Origin of the sequence: Kitasatospora sp. NPDC008050, assembly GCF_042957465.1 — a bacterium.
Classification (GTDB): Bacteria; Actinomycetota; Actinomycetes; order Streptomycetales; family Streptomycetaceae; genus Kitasatospora.
In genome coordinates this window covers 293,346-314,274 of the sequence record NZ_JBIBIJ010000008.1, presented here as the reverse complement: position 1 = coordinate 314,274, position 20,929 = coordinate 293,346, and the positions used below count along the sequence as shown (strand labels likewise).

General features: G+C 71.3%; 18 protein-coding genes. 13 read left to right on the top strand and 5 right to left on the bottom strand.

Annotation, left to right across the window (positions count from 1 at the left end; all coding sequences use genetic code 11):
• The first annotated feature begins 196 nt into the window (after positions 1-196).
• From ACFZB9_RS18660 to ACFZB9_RS18630, 7 genes are all read left to right on the top strand, one after another.
• Complete coding sequence (locus tag ACFZB9_RS18660) at positions 197-562, top strand: hypothetical protein (RefSeq protein WP_391448400.1); 366 nt, start codon at positions 197-199, stop codon at positions 560-562.
• Positions 563-830: 268 nt separating this feature from the next.
• Entirely contained in the window at positions 831-1,067 is a 237-nt protein-coding gene (locus ACFZB9_RS18655; RefSeq protein ID WP_391448398.1) for a hypothetical protein, read from the top strand.
• Between the two features lie 121 nt (positions 1,068-1,188).
• Positions 1,189-2,388 carry a glycosyltransferase gene (locus tag ACFZB9_RS18650; protein ID WP_391448397.1) on the top strand — a complete coding sequence of 400 codons (1,200 nt, stop codon included), beginning with the start codon at positions 1,189-1,191 and terminating at the stop codon, positions 2,386-2,388.
• 35 nt (positions 2,389-2,423) lie between these two features.
• On the top strand, positions 2,424-3,434 hold the full coding sequence (locus tag ACFZB9_RS18645) for an SDR family NAD(P)-dependent oxidoreductase (RefSeq protein WP_391448395.1): 1,011 nt from the start codon (positions 2,424-2,426) through the stop codon (positions 3,432-3,434).
• 111 nt (positions 3,435-3,545) lie between these two features.
• Positions 3,546-4,979: an LCP family protein gene (locus tag ACFZB9_RS18640; RefSeq protein WP_391448393.1), complete on the top strand. Its 1,434-nt coding sequence runs from the start codon at positions 3,546-3,548 to the stop codon at positions 4,977-4,979.
• 513 nt (positions 4,980-5,492) lie between these two features.
• Positions 5,493-6,641 carry a D-alanyl-D-alanine carboxypeptidase family protein gene (locus ACFZB9_RS18635; RefSeq protein ID WP_391448391.1) on the top strand — a complete coding sequence of 383 codons (1,149 nt, stop codon included), beginning with the start codon at positions 5,493-5,495 and terminating at the stop codon, positions 6,639-6,641.
• 444 nt (positions 6,642-7,085) lie between these two features.
• Positions 7,086-8,192: an amidohydrolase family protein gene (locus tag ACFZB9_RS18630; protein WP_391448389.1), complete on the top strand. Its 1,107-nt coding sequence runs from the start codon at positions 7,086-7,088 to the stop codon at positions 8,190-8,192.
• Positions 8,193-8,223: 31 nt separating this feature from the next.
• On the opposite strand, the gene ACFZB9_RS18625 is transcribed toward ACFZB9_RS18630, so the two are convergent.
• Together ACFZB9_RS18625 and ACFZB9_RS18620 are read right to left on the bottom strand one after the other, a co-directional pair.
• Positions 8,224-9,729: an ABC1 kinase family protein gene (locus ACFZB9_RS18625; protein ID WP_391448387.1), complete on the bottom strand. Its 1,506-nt coding sequence runs from the start codon at positions 9,727-9,729 to the stop codon at positions 8,224-8,226.
• Positions 9,730-9,802: 73 nt separating this feature from the next.
• On the bottom strand, positions 9,803-10,132 hold the full coding sequence (locus ACFZB9_RS18620) for a polyhydroxyalkanoate synthesis regulator DNA-binding domain-containing protein (protein WP_391448385.1): 330 nt from the start codon (positions 10,130-10,132) through the stop codon (positions 9,803-9,805).
• A 455-nt stretch (positions 10,133-10,587) separates the two neighbouring features.
• On the opposite strand from ACFZB9_RS18620, the gene ispG reads away from it, so the two are divergent.
• The 6 genes from ispG to ACFZB9_RS18590 all read left to right on the top strand — a co-directional run bounded on the left by ispG (position 10,588) and on the right by ACFZB9_RS18590 (position 17,159).
• Entirely contained in the window at positions 10,588-11,721 is a 1,134-nt protein-coding gene (gene ispG, locus ACFZB9_RS18615; RefSeq protein ID WP_391448383.1) for a flavodoxin-dependent (E)-4-hydroxy-3-methylbut-2-enyl-diphosphate synthase, read from the top strand.
• Positions 11,718-12,794 (top strand): polyprenyl synthetase family protein, encoded by a 1,077-nt coding sequence (locus ACFZB9_RS18610; protein WP_391448381.1) that lies wholly within the window; start codon positions 11,718-11,720, stop codon positions 12,792-12,794. Before ispG ends, ACFZB9_RS18610 begins: the two co-directional genes overlap by 4 nt.
• Positions 12,795-12,809: 15 nt before the next feature.
• Positions 12,810-13,865: a terpene synthase family protein gene (locus ACFZB9_RS18605; protein WP_391448379.1), complete on the top strand. Its 1,056-nt coding sequence runs from the start codon at positions 12,810-12,812 to the stop codon at positions 13,863-13,865.
• A 41-nt stretch (positions 13,866-13,906) separates the two neighbouring features.
• Entirely contained in the window at positions 13,907-15,349 is a 1,443-nt protein-coding gene (locus tag ACFZB9_RS18600) for a cytochrome P450 (RefSeq protein ID WP_391448377.1), read from the top strand.
• 118 nt (positions 15,350-15,467) lie between these two features.
• Positions 15,468-16,514 (top strand): Rieske 2Fe-2S domain-containing protein, encoded by a 1,047-nt coding sequence (locus tag ACFZB9_RS18595; RefSeq protein WP_391448374.1) that lies wholly within the window; start codon positions 15,468-15,470, stop codon positions 16,512-16,514.
• A gap of 390 nt (positions 16,515-16,904) precedes the next feature.
• Complete coding sequence (locus ACFZB9_RS18590) at positions 16,905-17,159, top strand: hypothetical protein (protein WP_391448372.1); 255 nt, start codon at positions 16,905-16,907, stop codon at positions 17,157-17,159.
• Between the two features lie 133 nt (positions 17,160-17,292).
• Here the strand turns inward: ACFZB9_RS18590 and ACFZB9_RS18585 are convergent, their stop codons facing one another.
• From ACFZB9_RS18585 to ACFZB9_RS18575, 3 genes are all read right to left on the bottom strand, one after another.
• Entirely contained in the window at positions 17,293-18,270 is a 978-nt protein-coding gene (locus ACFZB9_RS18585; protein ID WP_391448370.1) for a heme o synthase, read from the bottom strand.
• Positions 18,271-18,498: 228 nt separating this feature from the next.
• Positions 18,499-19,674: a sensor histidine kinase gene (locus ACFZB9_RS18580; protein WP_391448368.1), complete on the bottom strand. Its 1,176-nt coding sequence runs from the start codon at positions 19,672-19,674 to the stop codon at positions 18,499-18,501.
• Positions 19,675-19,953: 279 nt separating this feature from the next.
• Complete coding sequence (locus ACFZB9_RS18575; RefSeq protein WP_391448366.1) at positions 19,954-20,919, bottom strand: LysR family transcriptional regulator; 966 nt, start codon at positions 20,917-20,919, stop codon at positions 19,954-19,956.
• Between the last annotated feature and the right edge of the window lie 10 nt (positions 20,920-20,929).

Here is a 20,929-nt window from a genome sequence, read left to right as displayed (position 1 = left end):
GATGGCCCGCACCCTGGATTCCAGGGTGTGGGCCATATCGTGCTGCAGGCGCCTGGCTGCGACGGCGTCGGATGCGCTGCATCTGAGACGAAGGATGACGTCCAGTTCAAGGTCAACGCTGATAGCCGGGCGGACCCAGCAGATCGAGCTCCATGGATCCGAAAAACAGGCGCCCCCGCATCGGAGAGGTGTACCGATGGATCACCAGCAGTTGCTGGCCACCCTGAACGAGGCCGGAGTGGCGGACCGCTCATTCTGCATCCGCGGTCACGCGCTTCCCGGCTGGTACGGCGAAGGTGGAATCCTGGACCGAGCTGAGGACGGCCGCTGGTTCGTGGGTGGCCTCGAACGTGGCCGACTCCACATCGACCGCTACTTCGCTTCCGAGGAGGACGCACGCCGACACGTTTATCATCTGCTGACCACCCCCCGTCCCGCCGCACGTGAGCGCACCCCTGAAGAGCGGGCTGCTGACGAGGAGCAGGCACGTAAGCGCGTCAGCGAGCTGCAGCAAGAGATGGCGGAGTGGAAGACCACGCAGTGCAAGGGCGACAGGCTCTGAACTCGATTGGTTCCTACGTTTGTTGGCGGGTCGGACGGTGTGAACGATCAGCGATTTCCCCCACTTCTGAGGCTTTGCGGTCACGGAATGGGTCGCTGATCTTGTGATTGGGGTTCAGGTCCTGTGCGGGATGCGGTTGCGTAGAAGGTCGAGGTTGGCGCGGCCGTATCCGGCGCGCTTGAGGAGCTACACCCTCGTGTATGTGTGCCTCGACCTGGACCGAGCTCCAGGGGCTGGTCAGTCCGGCGGTGACGGCGTCCTGGTCCCTGTGGATCGCGGGTTCTCCGGACTGCCCGGTCTCCGCAACGCCACAGCCGTCCTGCAGGCCTACACCGCCACCGGGCACAGCCTGTCGGGCAACGCCGGCTACATCCGTGCCGCGCTGATCGGCTGCGTGGTGTTCGCCCTGGTGTCAGTCGTGGTGATCGTCGTACCCCGGCGCGGGCGCACGGTGCCCGCGGACACCCCCAAGGACGAGGAGGCGGTCGCCCGCCCGCGTTCGTGAGCAACCTGTGCGGGCACCGGCCCGACGTAGCCTGCCCGGCAGCAGCCCGCCGGGCTGGGCAGTTTGCCGTGATTGAACGCTTCTGAGAAGTCTCTTATACCGGCCCAGCAGGCTGCTGGGCATGAGGACAGACCGCGCGGACCAACCCCTGTCGGTGGTGATCGGTGCCGGTGGCACCGGCGGGCACATCTACCCGGGCCTGGCCCTGGCCGAGGCGCTGCGGCGGGCCGATCCGAGGGCGGTGATCTCGTTCGTGGGCACCGAGCGCGGGCTGGAGACCCGGCTGATCCCCGAGGCCGGCTACCGGTTGCACACGGTGGACATGATCCCGTTCGACTCGGCGCTCGGTCTGCGCCGGTTCATGTTGCCCGCGGCGCTGCTGAGTTCGGGGCGGCAGTGCCGGGAGATCCTGCGGGCGCAGGGCGCGCAGGTGGCGGTCGGGATGGGCGGTTATCCGAGTGCGCCGGTGATCGTGGGGGCTCGGCTCGCCGGGCTTCCCAGTGTGATCCACGAGTCGAACGCGGTGCCCGGGCGGGCGAATCGCTTCGCGGCTTGGCTGACCCCGAACGTGGCGCTCGCCTTCGACCGCACCCGGGAGCACCTGCCGTCCGGCCTGCGGGCCGAGACGGTCGGCATGCCGCTGGTCGGCGCGGTGGCCGGGCTCGACCGGTCCGCGCTGCGCGCCCAGGCCCGCCAGCAGTTCGGGGTGCCGGAGGGCGTGCGACTGGTGATCTTCAACGGCGGCAGCCTGGGGGCCGCCCGCCTGACCGAGGCCGCCGTCGAGCTGGCCGCCCGCTGGCGCCACCGCAGCGACCTGCGCCTGCTGATCAAGACCGGCCCGGCGGCCCTGGATCAGGTCCGGGCCAAGCTGGCCGGCAGCCCGGTGGCCGTCGCCGTGCCCTACCTGGACCGGATGGACCTCGCCTACGCGGCAGCCGACCTGATGATCTGCCGGGCCGGCTCCGCCACCGTCGCCGAACTCGCGAGCATCGGCCTCCCCGCCGTCCTGGTGCCCTACCCCCACGCACCCCACGACCACCAGACACACAACGCCCGAGTGCTCTCCGAAGCCGGCGCCGGCCTGCTCCTGCCGGACGACGCCTGCACCGGCGAAGCGCTCGCCGCCCTCGTCGAGCCACTGCTCGCCGACCCCACCCGCCTGCTCGCCATGAGCCGGGCCGCCGACCCCGGCACCCACGCCCGGGCGGCTGACCTGCTCGCCGCCAAGGTGCTGCGCACCATCGGCCAGACCCCCGCGCCCTACCCGGTGGCGCCCGCCGACAGCCACCCCTCCTGGCCGCCCTCCGCCTGGTCCCAGTGAACCACCAACCCGACCCGCACAGTACGGAGTTCCCCATGGACAACCCCATCACCGCGCACGACTGGAGCGGACGCACGGTGCTGGTCACCGGCGCCGAGGGCTTCATCGGCAGCACCCTGGTCGACCTGCTGGTCGAGCGCGGCGCCCGGGTGCGGGCGCTGGTGCACTACAAGCCGTACGCCGAACGCGGCTACCTGGCCCGCTACCTGGCCGACCCCGACAGCCCGGTGGAGCTGTTCGCCGGTGACGTCCGCGATGCCGGGCGGGTCCTGGACGCGGTCGAGGGCTGCGAGACCGTCTTCCACCTCGCCGCACTCATCGGCATCCCCTACAGCTACCAGGCACCCGAGGCCTATGTGCAGACCAACGTGGTCGGCACCCAGAACATCGCCGCCGCCTGCCTGCGCCACGGCGCCCGCCTCGTCCACACCTCCACCAGCGAGGTGTACGGCAGCGCGATCACCGTGCCGATCAGCGAGCAGCATCCACTGCAGCCGCAGTCGCCGTACTCCGCCTCGAAGATCGGTGCGGACATGGCGGCGCTCTCCTACTGGCACGCCTTCGAGCTGCCGGTCTCGGTGGTCCGCCCCTTCAACACCTACGGCCCGCGCCAGTCCGCCCGCGCGGTGATCCCCACCGTGCTGGCCCAACTCCACTCCGGGGCCCGCGAGGTGCGACTCGGCTCACTCACCCCCACCCGGGACTTCACCTACGCCACCGACACCGCCGAGGGCTTCCTCGCCGTCGCCCGCGCCGACCGCACCCTCGGCGAGGTCATCAACCTCGGCACCGGCAGCGAGGTCTCCATCGGCGACCTCGCCAAGGAACTCATCACCGCCTCCGGACGCGACGCCGAGATCGTCGTCGACCCCACCCGCCTGCGCCCCGGCGGCAGCGAGGTCGAACGCCTCCTCTCCGACAACACCAAGGCCCGCCGCCTGGCCGACTGGCAGCCCCGGGTCGACCTCGCCGAGGGCCTGCGCCGCACCTCGGCCTGGGTCGCCGAGCACCTGCACCTGCTCGCCCCGGGGCGCTACCAGGTCTGAGCCGACGCCGGGGGAGCGGGTGCCGGCGCCCGCTCCCCCGGCCGGTGGGCGAGCGGGCCCGGGCACCGCGCGGTGAAGGCCGGACCGGTCGACGAACGAGGATGGGCGGGCATGACGAACACACCAGCGAGCGCCTCGGGCGGCAGGCACCGGGTGCACCGCGGTACGCAGAGCGCCGAGGCGGGCGGTGGCCGGGCGGCTGAGCGCAGGAGCAAGCGGAAGCTCAGGCGCCGGGGCCTGCGGATCCTGGCCTGCACCACGGCCGGCCTGGTCCTGGTGACCGCCGGGGCCTTCGGCTACCTCTACGAGAAGCTGAACGGCAACATCAGACACTCGCCGCTCTTCGCCGGCACCTCGGGCGACGCGGGACACGAGAAGCCGGACGCCTTCGGCCGCACCCCGATCAACATCATGGTGATCGGCTCCGACAGCCGTGACAACGCGGCCGACTGCGCGATCGGCGGCGACTGCGGCCCCGGCGCCAACGCCGACGTACAGATGGTGCTGCACGTCTCGGCGGACCGCAGCAACGCCACGGTGATGAGCATCCCGCGCGACACCATGACCGACCTGCCCGCCTGCACCGACGGGCGGAACAACACGTCGATGAAGGCGCGGTTCGGGCAGATCAACAGCACCCTGGACTACGGGCCGGGCTGCGCGGTGGCCGCCGTGCACCAGTTGACCGGCATACCCATCGACCACTTCATGATGGTCGACTTCACCGGCGTGGTGCAGATGTCCGACGCGGTCGGCGGCGTGCCGGTCTGCGTGAGTGACAACGTCTACGATCCGGACTCGCACCTCAAGCTGACGAAGGGCACCCACACCCTCCAGGGCTTGTCCGCGCTGCAGTTCGTGCGCACGCGCCACGGTTTCGGCGACGGCGGTGACCTGGGGCGCACGGTGGCCCAGCACATGTTCCTCGGCTCGATGGTCCGTCAGCTCAAGAGCGCCGGCACCATGACCGACCCCGCCGCAGTGCTCTCCCTCGCCAACGCCGCCACCAAGGCGCTGACGGTCGATGACGGCCTCAAGAGCATCACGCAGCTGGTGGGCCTGGCGGACGACCTCAACAAGGTGCCCATGGACCGGATCACCTTCGCCACCATGCAGAACCAGCCCGACCCCTCGAATCCCAACCGCGTCCTGGTCTCCCCTGCCGCGAAGAACCTCTTCACCACGATCATCAACGACCAGTCGCTGACCACCGGCAGCGGAGACAACTCCGCTGCCGCGGCTCAGGCCACCTCCACAACGACCACCCCCGCCGCCGCGCCCTCCGTCGTGCCACCGTCCGCGCCCCTCACCGCCTCGACCAGCGGAACGGGAGCCCCGCAGAAGGACATCGCGGGCGGTACCTCCTCAGCGCCCGCACCGGTCGACCCCCGGGCGGCGCTGAGCAACGCCAACCCCGCGACCGCCGACGACTCCAGCGGCTGCGCCCAGGTCAGCACCTTCCGAACCGCCAACCTGGACGGCATCCCCATGACACCCACCGAGGCATTCGCCAAGAGCCCGGATGTGCCCAACTCGGCGCCCTGATCGGCGTTGGGTCTCCCGTCGGCCGACCGGGGGTTCCTGCCCCGCGATGGCCGGACCGCGCACAAGGGGGTGGGTGGATCCGCGGTGCGGACAGGCGGACCTGGGGCAGCTGGGAACGGATTCGCCTGGAGCTGCGTCCCGATAAGGGAAGAACGGACCCAGATGTCCTGAAAAGGGCACCACTGTGCCGGTGGCCTGAAGGAGCGGAGAGAAGACACTCCATGGATATGCCTCCGAGCCGCCGTGGAGTGCTCACGCCCGAGCGATCCGGCCCCGCGCACCGGCACTGAGGAGGAGCAGAGAACCATGGCGAACGACCTTTTCGGCGCCCACGGCTCGTCGGAGCCTGCCGTGTCGACAGACAGCGGGAGTCCCGGCCGCACGAACGCGCCGCGCCGGCCCGCACGGCGCGGGCTTGTGCGGAGGGTCGCGATCTGCGGGGCACCGGTGGTAGCGCTGGGTACCGCTTTCGGGATCGTCCAGGAACTGCGGCCCCTCCCGGCCCTGGCCCTGGTGAGCGATGACGCGCAGTCATCGCTCTCCTTCCCCGGTGGCGCCTTCTCCCCGCCGTGGCCGGACCACGGACAGGCCGCGGTCACCGTCGCCGGGTCGGGCTCTGTCGGAGCCTTCGGCGAGCAGAAGCCCGTTCCCACCGCCAGCGTGGCCAAGGTCATGACGGCCTACATAGTGCTGCGGGACCACCCCCTGAAGGACAGGGACGACAGCGGACCGCAGATCACGGTCGACGCGAAGGCGGTTCAGGACGGCACAGCGAAGGACGAGTCGCGCATCGAGGGACTCACGGTGGGACAGAAGTTCAGCGAGCAGGACATGCTCAGGATGCTGATGATCCCCTCGGGCAACAACATCGCCCGGCTGCTCGCGCGCTGGGACACCGCCTCCGACTCCGAGACGGCCTTCGTCAAGAAGATGAACGATGCCGCGCGGGAGCTGGGACTGGCGAACACGACCTACACCGATCCGAGCGGCCTGGACCAGGGAACCGTCAGCACCGCGGTCGACCAGCTGAAGCTGGCCGAGGCGGTGATGAAGTCCGATGCCTTCCGCCAGGTCGTCGCCATGCCCAACGCCGACATTCCGGGCCTTCCTCAGCGGATCAACAACAACAACGATCGCCTCCTCCTGGCCGGCCTGAGCGTGCGGGGGATCAAGACCGGTTCGAACACCGCGGCCGGCGGAACCCTCTCCTGGGCGGCCTACAAGACGGTGGGCGGGAAGGACCGGCTGATCCTCGGCACCATGCTGGACCAGCATGTCCAAGGAGCCGATCCCTACGGCTCCAACAGCCTCGTCCTGGTCCAGGACAACAGCAAGAAGATCATCGACGCTGTCCGCAACGCCCTGACCTCAGCCACCGTCATCAAGAAGGGCCAGGTGGTCGGCTACATCGACGACAAGCTGGGCGGCCGGACACCGGTCGCCGCGACCGAAGACCTCAACGTGGTCGGGACTCCCGGCCAACCCCTGGGCATCACGCTCGGCGACCACGGCACACCCCCGCCACACGGAGCGAAAGCCGGAACCACGGTCGGTGCGGTGACGGCCGGCAGCGGACCGGACGCCCCGACCGTACCGATCGCCCTGGCCAACGACCTTCCCGCACCGTCCTTCACGGCGCGACTGACCCGCGTACGGCCCTGATCCCGGCCGCGGACCGCCGTGGTCGGAGCGCCCGGCGGGCGCCGGCCCTGGGCGATCTGCTCCCGGATGGTGCCCGCATCCGCCGGTGCGTGATTCAGCCCGTGATGGGCTGTCAGCAGCTCCACCAAGGCTGAACCGTCCGCCGGGTGCCCCGCCGGATCGACGCTCGGGGGCCGCACGGCGGTCGGACCGGGCAGGGGAGCGCGGTCTCCCCCGCAGTCGAACCGTCCGGCCGACGGTGGTTTCAGGCGCCGGGTCGGCTGATCGGGGGAGGGCCGGCTGCGGGGTGGGCGGGTTCGATGGATGGCACGGTCAATCGCCCGGGAGGCGTGCGGCGCGTCCGTGTGCCCGTTTCCCGGAGCCGGACGAAGGGACGGGCTGATGCTGAAGGCACTGCGGGCCGGTGGCCTGTTCGACGGAACGACGGCGCTGGGGCCCGGCACGGTGCTGGTCGAGGAGGGCCGGATCAAGGCCGTCGACACGACCGGGGCCCGGGCCCCGGAAGATGCCGAGGTCATCGACTACGGCGCGGACGCGTGGATCCTGCCGGGACTGATCGACACCCACGTTCATCTCGTGTTCGATGCCGGCGACGCCCCGGTCGACCATCTCGCGGCGCGCGACGACGACAGCGTGCTGGCCGGGATGCGGCGGGCGGCCGCGCGGGCGCTGGCAGCGGGCATCACCACGGTGCGTGATCTGGGGGACCGCGGCTATCTGGCGCTGAGACTGCGTGACGAGGCCGCCGCCCGGCCGTATCTGCAGCCCCATATCGTCGCGGCCGGGCCGCCGATCACCAGCCCGGGCGGTCACTGCCACTTCCTGGGCGGCGAGGCCTGGGGGCGCGAGGCGCTGATCGCCGCGGTGCGGGAACGCCACGAGCGCGGCTGCGAGGTGGTCAAGGTCATGGCCAGCGGCGGCCATATGACTCCTGGCACGTTCATGCACCTGCCCCAGTACCCGACCGAGGACCTGCGCGTCGTGGTCGACGAGGCACACCGCCTCGGCATGAGGACCGCCACCCACGTGCACTCCGCCGAAGCGATCGGCCGAGTGCTGGACGCCGGGTTCGACACCCTCGAACACCTGACGTTCTTCACCGAGGACGGTCCCCGCCCTACGCCCCCTCTGGTGGACCGGATCATCGGCAGCGGTGCGACGGTGAGTCTCACGGTCGGGGTGCTGCCGGGCGAGCCGCTTTCTCCCCTGCTGACGGACTGTATGCGTCGGCTCTGCCCCACTTGGGCCCGACTGCACCGCGCGGGCGTTGCGATCACGGCGGGAACCGACGCGGGCATCTGCCGCTACAAGCCCCACGACGTCCTCCCGTACGCGGTGACCGATCTCGCGGGTCCCATCGGCATGACCCCGGCCCAGGCCCTGGCCGCCGTCACGTCGGTCGCCGCCGCGGCCTGCGCGCTGACCGGCGTCAAGGGCTGTCTGAAGGCCGGAGCCGACGCGGACCTCCTCGTCGTCGGTGGCAACCCCCTGCACGACCTCACCGCCCTGCGGGACGTGCGCTCCGTCTACCGCATCGGCCGCCTGCTGTGAACCGGCTTCGCCCGTTTCACCTGCTCCGGTTTCACCTGCTCCGGTTCCGGGTGTGGGCCTTCCACGTGATGGCGGCGGCGAGGAGGAGGGCTGCCGCGGTTGTCTTCTGGGAGTTGCTCGTGTGCGGGGTGGTGGTGCGCAGGGCGTCGTGGTCGGAGAGGTTGCGCAGGATGTCGCGTCCCTGCTGGAGGGTGCCGGGTGTGGCGATCATGAGTTCGAGTGCGGTGCGTGCGGCCTGTTGCTCGGAGAGGGTCTCCTGGGCGAGGCCGAAGATGATGGAGCGCAGGTTCTCCTCGAAGACGTCGATGAGGGACAGTTCGGGGCACAGGTGGCGGATCGAGCCTTCGAGGTTGGCGAAGGACTTTCCGAGCAGGGAGATCACGGGGTTGGTCTGGATGCCGCGCCGGGTGGAGCAGGCGAGGACGGCGGTGAGGGTGACGCCGAAGTTGAGTTCGGCCAGGGAGGCGGAGGTGACCTTGGGCACCAGGGCGATCATGTCGCTGCGGAAGCCGGGCAGGTCCGCCCAGGCGGTGGGGTGTCCCATCTCGGTCCAGGTTCTCGCCAGGCCGGTGCCGTCGTTGGCGGCGACGTTCAGCAGGACGAGGACCAGGCTCCGGCTGAGGCCGCTGTCGATGCGGCCCGTCATGCCCCAGTCGATCAGGTGGGCGGGGTGGCCCGGGGCGACGAAGACATTGCCGGGGTGGGGGTCGGCGTGGAAGTACCGGTCGAGGAAGTAACCCCGGTACATGAATGCCAGCAGGTCCTGCCCGATGCCGGTGCGCTCGCTCTCGGTGAACGCGGTGGGGTCCGCGTCGCGGATGGAGGTGCCGGGGGCGAGGGACTGCACCAGCACCCGTGGGGTGGGGGTGAGCAGGACGCGTGGGACGGTGAGGTGTTTGAAGTCCTGCGTCAGCCGACGGCCGGCGCGCATGTTCCCCGCCTCGCGGCGGAAGTCGCTCTCGCCCGCCATGGCGTCGAAGATCACCCCGAGCATGGCCGGCAGGTCGATCACCGCGGTGAAGCGGGGCATGGCTCTGGCGATCAGTCGGGCGGCGTTGCGCAGGACGTCCATGTCCTGGGCCATGAGCGCCGCCACGCCGGGGCGCTGGATCTTCACCGCCGCGGGGGTGCCGTCGGCCAGTTCGGCACGGTAGACCTGTGCGAGTGAGGCCGCCCCCAGCGGCCGCTCGGTGTCGATATCGCGGAACACCCGGGGCCAGCGGTCGCCGAAGTCCTGGGCCAGGACCGGCTCGAACAGGGTGAACGGGGCCGGGGTGACCTGGTCGTGGAGTCTGCCGAGCTCGTCGATCATCGCCGCGGGCACGAAGTCGGGTCGGGTGGAGAGCAGTTGTCCGACCTTGATGTAGAACGGGCCGAGCGACTGCAGCGCCTCGCTCACCGCGCGCGCACGTTCCCGTCCGTCATCCTGGTGGGGATCGCAGGAGTCACCGTCGCGGACCTTGCGCCGCGAGCGCAGTGCTTCGTCGACGAGCAGACGTCCCAGGACGCCGGACACGTGCCGCGCCCGACCGGGCATACAGCCTCCAATGAGCGGGTGGTCGATCCTCGCATTGCGTCGGTACCGGAGAATGTCCGGCTGTCCGGCGGCATCACACCGGGTCCGCCGTTCCTGCTTCCTGGTTGGTCGGCCCGCCGCCGCGGACCGGGCTGTGCGGCAGCGCTCCCAGGTTGCCCGTGCTCCGCACGGCCCCGGGAGGGGCGGCGGCGCGAAGCACCAGGAGGAGGACCTGGTAGGTGCAGTCGTGGCCGGTGGCACGGTCGTAGGCGCGGAACCGGCCTCCCGCGCGGATCTCGTCGGCAAGCTCTGCCTCGGTGACGGGCCGTTGTTCACGGGTGTCGTAGAGGGTGCCGTTGTTCTGGCGGCACAGAAGTCGCTCGGACGGCAGAGGTGTGCCGCCTGCGAAGGGTGGGTCTGCCATGACGATGTCTCTACGGCGTTGTAGGGTCCGGGCCGCCGGCTCACCTGCCGACGGTGGGGTGCCGCTGCGCGTTCATGACGCCTGCGCTTTGTCTCCCCATTATGGCTACACGGTGAACTCATGAGTGCCCAGGTGTACTTGGCCGCTCCCGGAAGCACTCCGTAGCACCATCGCTCCTGGCGCGCGCCGCTGGTGCTGTTGTGCGCCTGCGGTAGGGGGTTACAGCGGGCCACCCATGCTTCACGATAGCCCTTGCCGCTCTCTCGGCTCGAAGGAGAGCGGGACGGCACCGCCGGCTTCCAGGCGTCCTCCGCCCGCCCGTGATCGGGTCAGCAGGGCGCTCGCTTCCCACAGGCCCGCGCGGCCCTCCTCGCCCACGCGGGCCTCAACGCCTCGGGCATCACCGAAGCCGTCCTCGGCTCCCTCACCAACCACTTGAGGCTGGAGGAATAGCCATGGGCTCCATCGATCTGGGGCTGCCCGGGCCGCCCCCGCGCACTCCGGCGCGGCGCCGCACCCGAAGGATCCACGTCGGCGACGTCCCCGTAGGAGGCAGCGCGCCGCTCACCGTCCAGACCATGACCACCACCCTGACCGCCGACATCGACGCCACGCTGCGGCAGATCGCCGAGATCACCGCCGCCGGCTGCGACATCGTGCGCGTCGCCGTCCCCTCCCAGGACGACGCCGATGCCCTGCCCGCCATCGTCGCCAAGTCCCCGATCCCGGTGATCGCCGACATCCACTTCCAGCCCCGCTACGTCTTCACCGCCATCGACGCCGGCTGCGCCGCGGTGCGCGTCAATCCCGGCAACATCAGGAAGTTCGACGACAAGGTCAAGGAGATCGCCGCCGCCGCATCGGCGGCGCGGGTGCCGATCCGGATCGGCGTCAACGCCGGCTCCCTCGACCCGCGCCTGCTCGCCAAACACGGCTCCGCCACTGCCGAGGCGCTCGTGGAGTCGGCGCTGTGGGAGTGCTCGCTCTTCGAGGAACACGGCTTCACCGACATCAAGATCGCGGTGAAGCACCACGATCCGCTCACCGTCGTCGCGGCCAACCGCCTCCTCGCCCAGGCCTGCGACTACCCGCTGCACCTCGGCGTCACGGAGGCCGGCACCGCCATGCAGGGCTCCATCAAATCCGCCGTCGCCTTCGGCATCCTCCTCAGCGAAGGCATCGGCGACACCATCCGCGTCTCGCTCTCCGCGCCACCCGTCGAACAGGTCAAGGCCGGAACCCACATCCTGCAGTCCCTGGGCCTGCGCCCCCGCAAGCTGGAGATCGTCTCCTGCCCCGGCTGCGGCCGCCTCCAGGTCGACATCCACCATCTAGCGCAGCGCGTCGAAGCCGCCTTCGACGGCTTCCCCCACCCCATCCGCGTCGCCGTCATGGGCTGCGTCGTCAACGGCCCCGGGGAGGCCCGCGAAGCCGACCTCGGCGTCTCCTGCGGCAACGGCAAAGGCCAGATCTTCGTCCACGGCGAAGTCATCCGCACCGTCCCCGAACGCCGGATCGTCGAGGTCCTGCTCGAAGAAGCCCTGCGCCTGGCCGAAGGCCCGGGCACAACTGAGGAGGTCGCACCGTGACCACACTGTCCGTGCGTCCGACCCCGCTGGACCCGGCCGCCATCCGCACCACCGTCGAGCAACTGCTCCACGGATTCCTCGACGAACAGGAACGGGCCACCCCCGACCTGCCGGAACTCAAGCTCTTCACCGGCCAGTTGCGCGACATGATCGCGGCGGGCGGCAAACGGATCCGCCCCGTCCTGTGCGTCACCGGCTGGCATACCATCACCGACCAGGACCCGCCGCCCGCGGTGTGGCGGGTGGCCGCGTCCCTGGAGCTGTTCCACGCCTTCGCCCTCATCCACGACGACATCATGGACAACTCCGATACCCGCCGTGGCCGACCCACCGCCCACCGCGCCCTCGCCACCCACCACACCGGCCGCCCGGACGCCGACCGCCTCGGGGTGAACGCCGCGATCCTGCTCGGGGACCTCGCCCTCGGCTGGTCCTACGAACTCCTCCACACCCCCGACATCACGCCTCGGCAACTCGCCCTCGTCTGGCCGCTGTTGAACGCCCTGCGCACCGAGACCCTCGCCGGCCAGTACCTCGACCTGACCGCCACCGGCCACCTCACGGCGGACCCCGACACCCCCTGGCGGGTCATCCGCTACAAGACCACCAAGTACACCATCGAACGTCCCCTGCACCTGGGTGCCACCCTCGCCGGTGCCAGTGCCGGCCAACTCGACGCCCTGACGGCCTACGCCCTGCCCCTGGGCGAAGCCTTCCAGCTGCGTGATGATCTCCTTGGCGTCTGGGGCGACCCGGCCCAGACCGGGAAGTCCGCCCTGGACGACCTGCGCGAGGGCAAGCACACGGTCCTGGCCGCCACCGCACTCGCCCGGGCGACCGTGGTGGAACAGTGCACCCTGCGGCGCCTCTACGGCCACCCGCAGCTCGCCGCCGCCGACGCCGAGCAGGTCCGCACCGTCCTCACCGGCACCGGAGCCCGCGCCGCCACCGAACAGATGATCACCGACAAGCGGGACCAGGCGTTGGGCGCCGTCGACACCACACACCTGCTCCCCGCCGGACTGGCCCTGCTGCGTCACTTCGCCCGCGCCGCCACCACCCGCACCACCTGACGAGAAGGGATGCACATGCCCGGGACATCCGCGCACAGCTCCACCCCGTCACTCGGGCTGCCGCCGCTCTACTGCCCGCTGGCGCCGTCCTCGCACCCGGAGGCCGACACGATCGACAAACGGGCGGCGCAGTGGATGGACCGCTGCCCCATCCCGGACGACCCGGAGGACCGGGCCGGCCTGCTGGGCAGCCGCAGCGCGGCCTTCGTGGCCAACAGCAGTCCCCAGGGGTATGTCGACCGCCTGGAAGCCACCGGCCGCTGGTTCTTCTACGCCTTCGCCATGGACGACTGGTTCGAGTCCTGCGCCTCCCCGCACGAAGTCATCGACGTGTGCGCTGCGATGCAGCGGGCCCTGGAGGCCCCGGACGAAGCCTTGTCGGACACCCCTTTCATGCCCGCCTACCTCGACATCGTCCGCACCTTCCGCGGCTTCGCCACCCCCGTGCAGTACGGCCGCGTCACGGCCGGCTACCGCATCTACCACCAGTCCATCCCCTGGGAGATGAGCTACCGGCTGCGGGGCCGCCTGCCCGACCTCAACACCCAACTGGTGCTGCGCCTGGGCGTGTCCGGGTTCGAGGCCTTCTTCGCCATGATCGAGGTCTGCAACGGCCAGGAGATGACCGCGCGGGAGTACGACGACCCCGCCCTGCGAGCCCTGCGGGAGATCGCCGGCCTGCTGCTGCTGTGGATCAACGACCTCTCCTCGTTCGCCAAGGACGCCCGCGCCGGGGACGGCCAGAACAACCTCGTCATCGGCCTCATGAACGAACTGCGCTGTCCGAAGGGCCAAGCCGTCGTCCAGGCCATCGGCATCTGGAACCGCAGCATGGCGCTGTTCATCCGGCTGCGCGACCAACTGGCCGCCCATGCAAGCCCGCAGTTGGGGCACTTCCTCACCGACCTCGGCAACATGGTCGCCAACGTCGTCCACTGGCACCGCGACAACCCCCGCTACGCCATGGCCGCCCCCGCCCTGGAGGTCACCACCACCCCGCCGCCCGGACTCGATCCGGCACCGCTGCCCTACCCCTCCATCGCCTGGTGGTGGCAACACCTCACCCCGTGACCCGCACACCGCCCTCTTCCGGCCCAGCCAGGGAGTTCCGCATGAATCCGCAACCACCCCGCCAGGCCCCCTCCTCGCCGGGTGCCGAGCCTCGCAGCCTGACGGACGTGCCCGTGCTGCACGGACGGCTGCCCGTGGTCGGTCATCTGGTATCGCTCTGGCTGGACCCCCTGGCGTTCCTGCAGTCGGTGGAACACGCCGGCGACATCGTGCGCGTCGACCTGGGCAGCCTGCCCCTGTACTTCCTCACCACGCCGGACCTCGTCCACCAGGCCCTGGTGACCCAGGCCCGGGTGTTCGGCAAGGGCAGGTTCTTCGAGCGGGCCCGCGCAGCCCTCGGGGGCGGGATGGCGACGACCGACGGTGAGGAGAACGCCAGGCAGCGGCGGCTGGTGCAACCCGCGCTCCACCGCACGCGCATCACGGCCGTGTACTCCCAGATCATGGAGCGCCGTGCGCGGTCCCTGGCGATGTCCTGGCAGCCGGACGAAGTGGTCCAGGTGGACCGGGCGATGCACGAGCTGACCGCGGGCATCGTGGCCGAGTCGCTGTTCTCCTCCGGGCTCAGCCAGGCGGCGTTCGACGAGGTGTGGCGATCCCTGGTCGTCCTGTCGCGGGGCGTCGTCGTGCGGGCGGTCGCCCCCGAGGTGCTCGACCGGCTCCCGATCCAGCTCAACCGCGGGTTCAACGCTGCCGGCGTCCGCCTGCGCCGGGTCATCGACGAGGTCATCCGGCACGCGCGCATCGAGGGGGCCGACCGTCCCGACCTGCTGTCCAAGCTGCTGGAGGCCAGGGACGCCGAGACGGGCCAGGCCATGGCCGATTCGGAGATCCGCGACCAGCTCGTGACGCTGCTGCTCGCAGGGACCGAAACCACGGCCACCACTCTGGCGTGGGTCTTCCACGAACTGGCCAGGCACCCCGAGATCGAGGCACGGGTCCAGGCCGAGGTCGACGAGGTGGTGGGCAGCGGGCCGGTCACCATCGCCGACCTGCCCCGGCTCGAATACCTTGACCGGGTACTGCGGGAGGTCACGCGGCTGTACGCACTCGTGCTGATCACCCGCAGGGCCACCACGGAGGTCACGCTCGGCGGCACCAGGTTCCCCGCCGGCACCGAGGTCGCGTACAGTCAGTACGCCCTGCACCGCGATCCGCGGACCTTCCCGGATCCGGAGCGGCTCGATCCCGACCGGTGGCTCCCCGACCGCACGCCGCAGGGACCTCCCATTCCCTTCGGCGAGGGAAAGTACAAGTGCCCGGGCGAGGGGTTCGCGTGGGCCGAGATGCTCATCTCGGTGGCGACGATCACGGCCCGTTGGCGGCTCACACCGGTCCCGGGCTCCACCGTCAAGCCGGTCCTGGCCGAAATGCCCCGGCCGGACGCACTACCGATGATCGCCGTCCCGCGACACACCGCCGTGCCAACCCCGCGCCCCGAGGCGGATGCCGGCACGGCCCGGGAAAGCTCCGGCAGGCCATGACCGCCTGTGAACCGGACCCGGGCCGCTGCCGGGACGCCGCTGCCCTCGCCCGTTCCAACCGCAGAACCCGTGGCGGGACGGTGCTGCCCGCCTGGTGGCCCGACTCGGAAGGCGCACGATGAACCTCCGCGGCTCCTCGGATGCGACCCCCTCCGACTCGCCCCACCGCGCCCGACTGCCCTACCCGGACGGCTGGTTCGCCATCGCCTTCAGCGAGGACGTGCCCCGGGGGAAGGTCCTGCGGCGACGGTTCATGGGCGAGGACCTGGTGGTCTACCGCACCCGTGCGGGGACCGTGCGCGTGGTGGACCCGTACTGCCCCCACCTGGGCGCCCATCTCGGCTTCGGGGCCACGGTGGACGGCGAGAACATCGTCTGCCCGTTCCACCACTTCGCCTACGGTCCGACAGGAGCGTGTGTCCGTACCGGAGACGGTTCACCGCCGCCCCGGGCCTCTTTGAACGTCTGGGCCGCGCGTGAGACCAACGGCTTCGTCATGATCTGGCGCCACGCCCAGGGCTCCGCCCCGACCTGGGAGATCCCCGCCGTTCCGTCGGACGGCTTCCCGTCGCCGACACACAAGACGTTCCCGCTGGTCGACCACCCACAGGAGTTCTTCGAAAACGGTGTCGACGTCGCGCACTTCGTGCCCATCCACGGATTCCACAATGCCGGAATGACGCATCCGCTGCGGGTGAACGGACCCCGTCTCGACATCCCGCTCACGCTGGACCGGGTCTTTCCGCTCATCGGTTCGGTGAAGACGGAAATCCTGATGACCGTGCACGGCCTCGGGTGCTCCCACTACGCCGTGCACATTCCGCGCTTCTCCGCCGACCTGCTGGGCCAGGTCATGGTCACCCCGATCGACCCTGTCCAGGTGCAGACGTACTGGACGGCGACCATCCGCTCGTCCTTGTTCGACGCCCCCGCCGGACTGGCTGCCAGGACGCTCTCCCAGATCCTGACGCAGGCGGTATCACCGTTCTACCTCAAGGACACGACAAAGGACTTCCCCATCTGGCGGCACAAGCGGTACGTCGAGCACCCCAAACTCAGCAGGGGAGACGGCCCGATCATGGAGTACCGCCGCTGGGCCCGCCAGTTCTACAGCGCGCCGCCCCCGTCGGGACACGGTGACATGCCAGAACCCGCGTCCCCCTGACCGGACGTCGGGCCGGCGGCGTTCACGGTCCTTCGAGCGTGTGACTTCGGCGCCTCAGGCTGCCTTCCGATGGTCGCCGAAGCCCGCTGACCGTTCGTCCGCCGGTCACCGTGACGCCGTCACCGACCACGGAGCGTCCGCGATCGATCGTCTCCCGCAGTGTCCGGTCGTCCGCCGCCAGGCGGGTTGCGACGGACAGTTGACACTCCGGTCCCACGCCTGGTCCGCCGGTCGGCCGATGCCGGAGGGCCGTGGTGACAGGAGGCTCGACAGGGGGCGGGAGCCCGGCCCGTCGGGCAGTACGCGCCACAGGGACGGCCGCGAGCGGCCCGCGCCCGTGAGCACGGCGAGCGCTACACACCGGGCAACGAACCCGGGGCCAGCGGTCTCATGTCCGACCGGCGGGCCCGGACGCACGCCCGCTTCATCCTGCCCCACCTGTCGGCAGGCATGGACGTTGTGGACCTGGGCTGCGGGCCCGGCACCATCATCCTCGGCCTGGCCGCGGCCGTGGCACCGGGCTGCGCCGACGCGGTGGCCGCCGCCGGCCACGTCGCCGAAGCCCAGCGCCTGCGCGCTTGGGCCCACGCCCCTGGCGCCGTCTTCGCCGTCCGCTGGATCAATGCCACCGCACAACGCCCCTGAATCACCGGGTACTTGTGCGGTAGCGGTGCGGCCAGGAGCACAGCTGAGGCTGCTGACGGTCAGCGGGCACGCGGGCCGCTCCGGGATGCGGGAGATCGTGAACGCGCTCCGGTAGCAGGGCCGGTCCGCCTGGTCAGTGCAGGAAGGGATCGACGGCGATGGCGGTGAAGAGCAGGGAGATGTAGCTGATCGACCAGTGGAACAGGCGCATCTCCTTCAGCCGCGCGCCGCGCAGGCCGGCCCTGGCCCGCGCGTGGAGCGCGTGGGCTTCGCGCAGCCAGCAGGCGCCGAGCACGACGGCCGCGCAGGTGTAGAACCAGCCCACCTGGCCGAGCGGCCACGGTGAGAGCGACACGGCGACCATCGCCCAGCTGTACAGCACGATCTGACGGGTCACCACGGTGGTGCCGGCCACCACCGGCAGCATCGGCACACCCACGCGCTCGTAGTCGGCCCGGGTCTTCATGGACAGCGGCCAGTAGTGCGGCGGGGTCCAGCAGAAGACCACCAGGCAGAGCGCCACCGCCGTCCAGGACACCGAGTCGGTCACGGCCGACCAGCCGATCAGGACCGGCACGGCGCCCGCGATGCCGCCCCAGACGATGTTCTGCGAGGTGCGCCGCTTGAGCAGCATGGTGTAGATCACCGTGTAGAACAGCAGCGCGCCGAACGCGAGCAGCGCCGAGAGCGGATTGACCAGGACCCAGAGCCAGCCCACCGAGGCGAGGGCGAGCGCACTGGCGAAGACCAGGCACTCGCACGGGGAGACCACCCCGGTGACCAGGGGCCGGCCCGCGGTGCGGTCCATTCGCGCGTCGATGTCCCGGTCGAGGTACATGTTGAACGCGCAGGCGCTGCCCGCGGAGAGGTAGCCGCCGGTGCAGGTGGCCAGGACCAGCGCCAGGTCGGGGACGCCGCGGGCGGCCAGGAACATCACGGGGATGGTGGTCACCAGCAGCAGCTCGATGATCCGTGGTTTGGTCAGCGCGACGAATGCGGCCACCCGGGCCGCGGCGGTCGGACGGTCCGGAAGCGGGGGCCCGGCGGGCGGCGGGGGAGTGTCGGGCGCGGGCGGGCAGGTGTGCGCGGTCGTGTCGAGGACGACATCCATGGTGCGGAACCTTGCGAGGAGAACCTGGTGGCCCTGACCGTCGAGCCGGGCCGCACAGCCGTCGAAGGGCGGTGAGCGGTGGGGAGGTGAGGCACAGCCACCCCGACCCGGGTTGCGTGATGCCGTAGGCGGGACGCAGTAGGTCGGAAGCCCCCAAACTACCACCTCCCGTAGCGCGAGCCGGATTCCGGTGGGCGGAGCCGGGCAGGTCCGCGGCCGCGCTTTCGGCTAGCCGCCTCGTCCCGGCGTCAGGCCCGAGGCCTGGGCCGGGAGGCGGACCTCGACGGTGGTGGGCCCGCCCGGGGTGCTGTCCACGGTGAAGCGGCCGCCCGCGCTTTCGACCCGCAGGTAGTGGCTGGCCAGGCCGATGTGGCCGTCGCGCAGGCGGGACTGGATGATCGCCGGGTCGAAGCCGGCGCCGTCGTCGCGCACCGTCAGCACGTTGTCGCCGTGGTCCGGTCCGAGGGAGAGCCAGACGTTGTCGGCGGCCGCGTGTTTGACGGTGTTGTTGAGCAGTTCGCGGGCCGCGGAGTAGAGCAGCGCCTGGTTGGGGACCTCCCCGCGCGGGACCAGGTCGTAGTGGACGGTGAAACCGCCCCGGCGGGCGGAGCGTTCGCCGAGACTGCGCAGCGCCGCCGAGAGCCCGATGGAGGCCAGGACCTGCGGGTGCAGTTCGAACGTGACGTCGCGGATCTCCTGGACGGTGCGCCGCACTTCGGCCTCGACCCGGTCCAGCGCGGCGGAGGGCGTGGCCGTCTGGGCGTCCTCCAGGTCGTGCAGCGAGGCCAGCAGGTTCTGCACGGCGCTGTCGTGCAGGGCGTCGGCCAGCTCGGTGCGTTCGCGCGTCTCGGCCGCCAGCGCGTCGCGCAGCAGCGACTCGCGGGTGTCGAGCAGTTGGCCGACGGAGGCGGCCTGACGGCGCAGCAGTTCGGCGACCAGCACGCAGGTCAGGACGTCCCACAGCAGGTAGGCCTCGTCCACGACCATCGTCCAGCGCCCCGAGGAGGGGCCGTTGGCCAGAGTGGGGATCGCCAGGACCGCGTAGGCCAGGACGCAGATCCCGCCGAGCCAGGCCGTCACCCGCGGCAGCTGCCACAGCACGCTGGCCATCGGCAGCACGTAGTAGGCGTAGCGCACCGCGGAGGCCTGGCCGCCGGAGAGCGCGGAGAGCGCGCCGGCCGCGACGACGTCGACGACGGCGGCCCCCACCGCGCCGCGCAGCCCGCCCGGCGGCTGCCGGTAGACGGTCACCAGCCGCACCACGGCCCAGGCGGCGTAGGCCGCCAGGGTGACGTAGAACCAGACGCCCACCGAATGGCCGGGCCAGTCCCAGCCGGCCAGCAGCAGGGGGACCAGGAAGGGCAGGCGCAGCCAGGCGACGTAGCGATAGGTCAGCTCGGCCATCCCGCTGAGCTGATGATCACGCCACCGGGTCGTCATCGCACACCAATCGGCTGGGTTCGCACGGGCATGGTGGGGCGGCCCGCCGCCGGAGCCGGCCGGTGCCGCGGCACCGGCCTCACGGTAGCCGTCAGGGCGCGGCGCGGGCCCGTGCCCGGGGGCACCGGGGGCGCATCTCGCCCGGATGGCTGTCGGATCACAGCTGCCCGGATCAGGCCGGAGCCCGCTTCCGGGGCAGGCCGGAGTCCACCCCCGGATCAGGCCGGAGGTCCGCTGCGCAGGTCAGGCCGGAGGCCCACTGCGCGGGTCGTCGGGCGGCAGCCGCGCGGCGGCGTCGGCGGCCAGCAGGGCGCCGTCCGCCAGGATTTCGGGCGGCGCCTGCGGGCCGGCGAACACGGTGATCTCCCGGCGGGTGGCCGGATCGGTGTGGATCGCCCGGGAACGCAGCTCCGGGGGCAGGATGTGCGCCGGTACGGCCGTGAGTCCCACCCCGCTCGCGGCGAGTTCCACGGCGGCCCGGGCGCACGGGACCCGCAGGACCGAGGCGGCCCGGCCGCCGCCGTACCGCTCCTCCCGGCCGGTCGTGCCGGTCGTGCGGGTCGTGCGGGCCGTGCCGGTCGTGCGCGGTGGCTGCCACTGCTCCTCGCCGTAGCAGATCCAGCGGCGGTCGCGCAGCTCCGCCGGCGGGACGCGGCGGCCGCGCAGCGGGTCGTCCGCCGGGCAGAGCAGGACGACCTCCTCGGTGTGCACGGGCCACACCGCCCCGCTCCAGCCCGGCGGGCGGGGCGCGAGGGCCAGGTCGGTGGCGCGGGCGGTGAGCCGCTCGCGCAGCCGCTCGCCGGTCGGGTGCGTCTCCACGAGGAGGTCGACGCCGGGTCTGGCCCGCGCCCAGGAGCCGAGCGTGCCGAGCAGCCCGGGCAGGAGCGAGGGCAGGACGGCCAGCCGGACGGTGCGGCCGCGGCCCTGCTGGATCGCCCGTGCCTCGGCCCGCGCGCGTTCGGCGCTGTGCAGGGCGCAGCGCGCGTGCGGGAGGAACGCCTCGCCCGCCGCGGTCGGCCGCACGCCGTCGGCCCCGCGCACCAGCAGCGGTGTGCCGACTGCCCGTTCCAGGGCCCTGAGTTGCTGGGAGAGGGTCGGCTCGGTCACGTGCAGCTGCCGGGCGGCCCGGGTCAGCCGGCCTTCGTCGACCGTGGCGACCAGGTATTCGAGCTGCCGCAGGGACAGGCCGGTGCTGTTCGGTGTGGTCATGGCGGGTGCC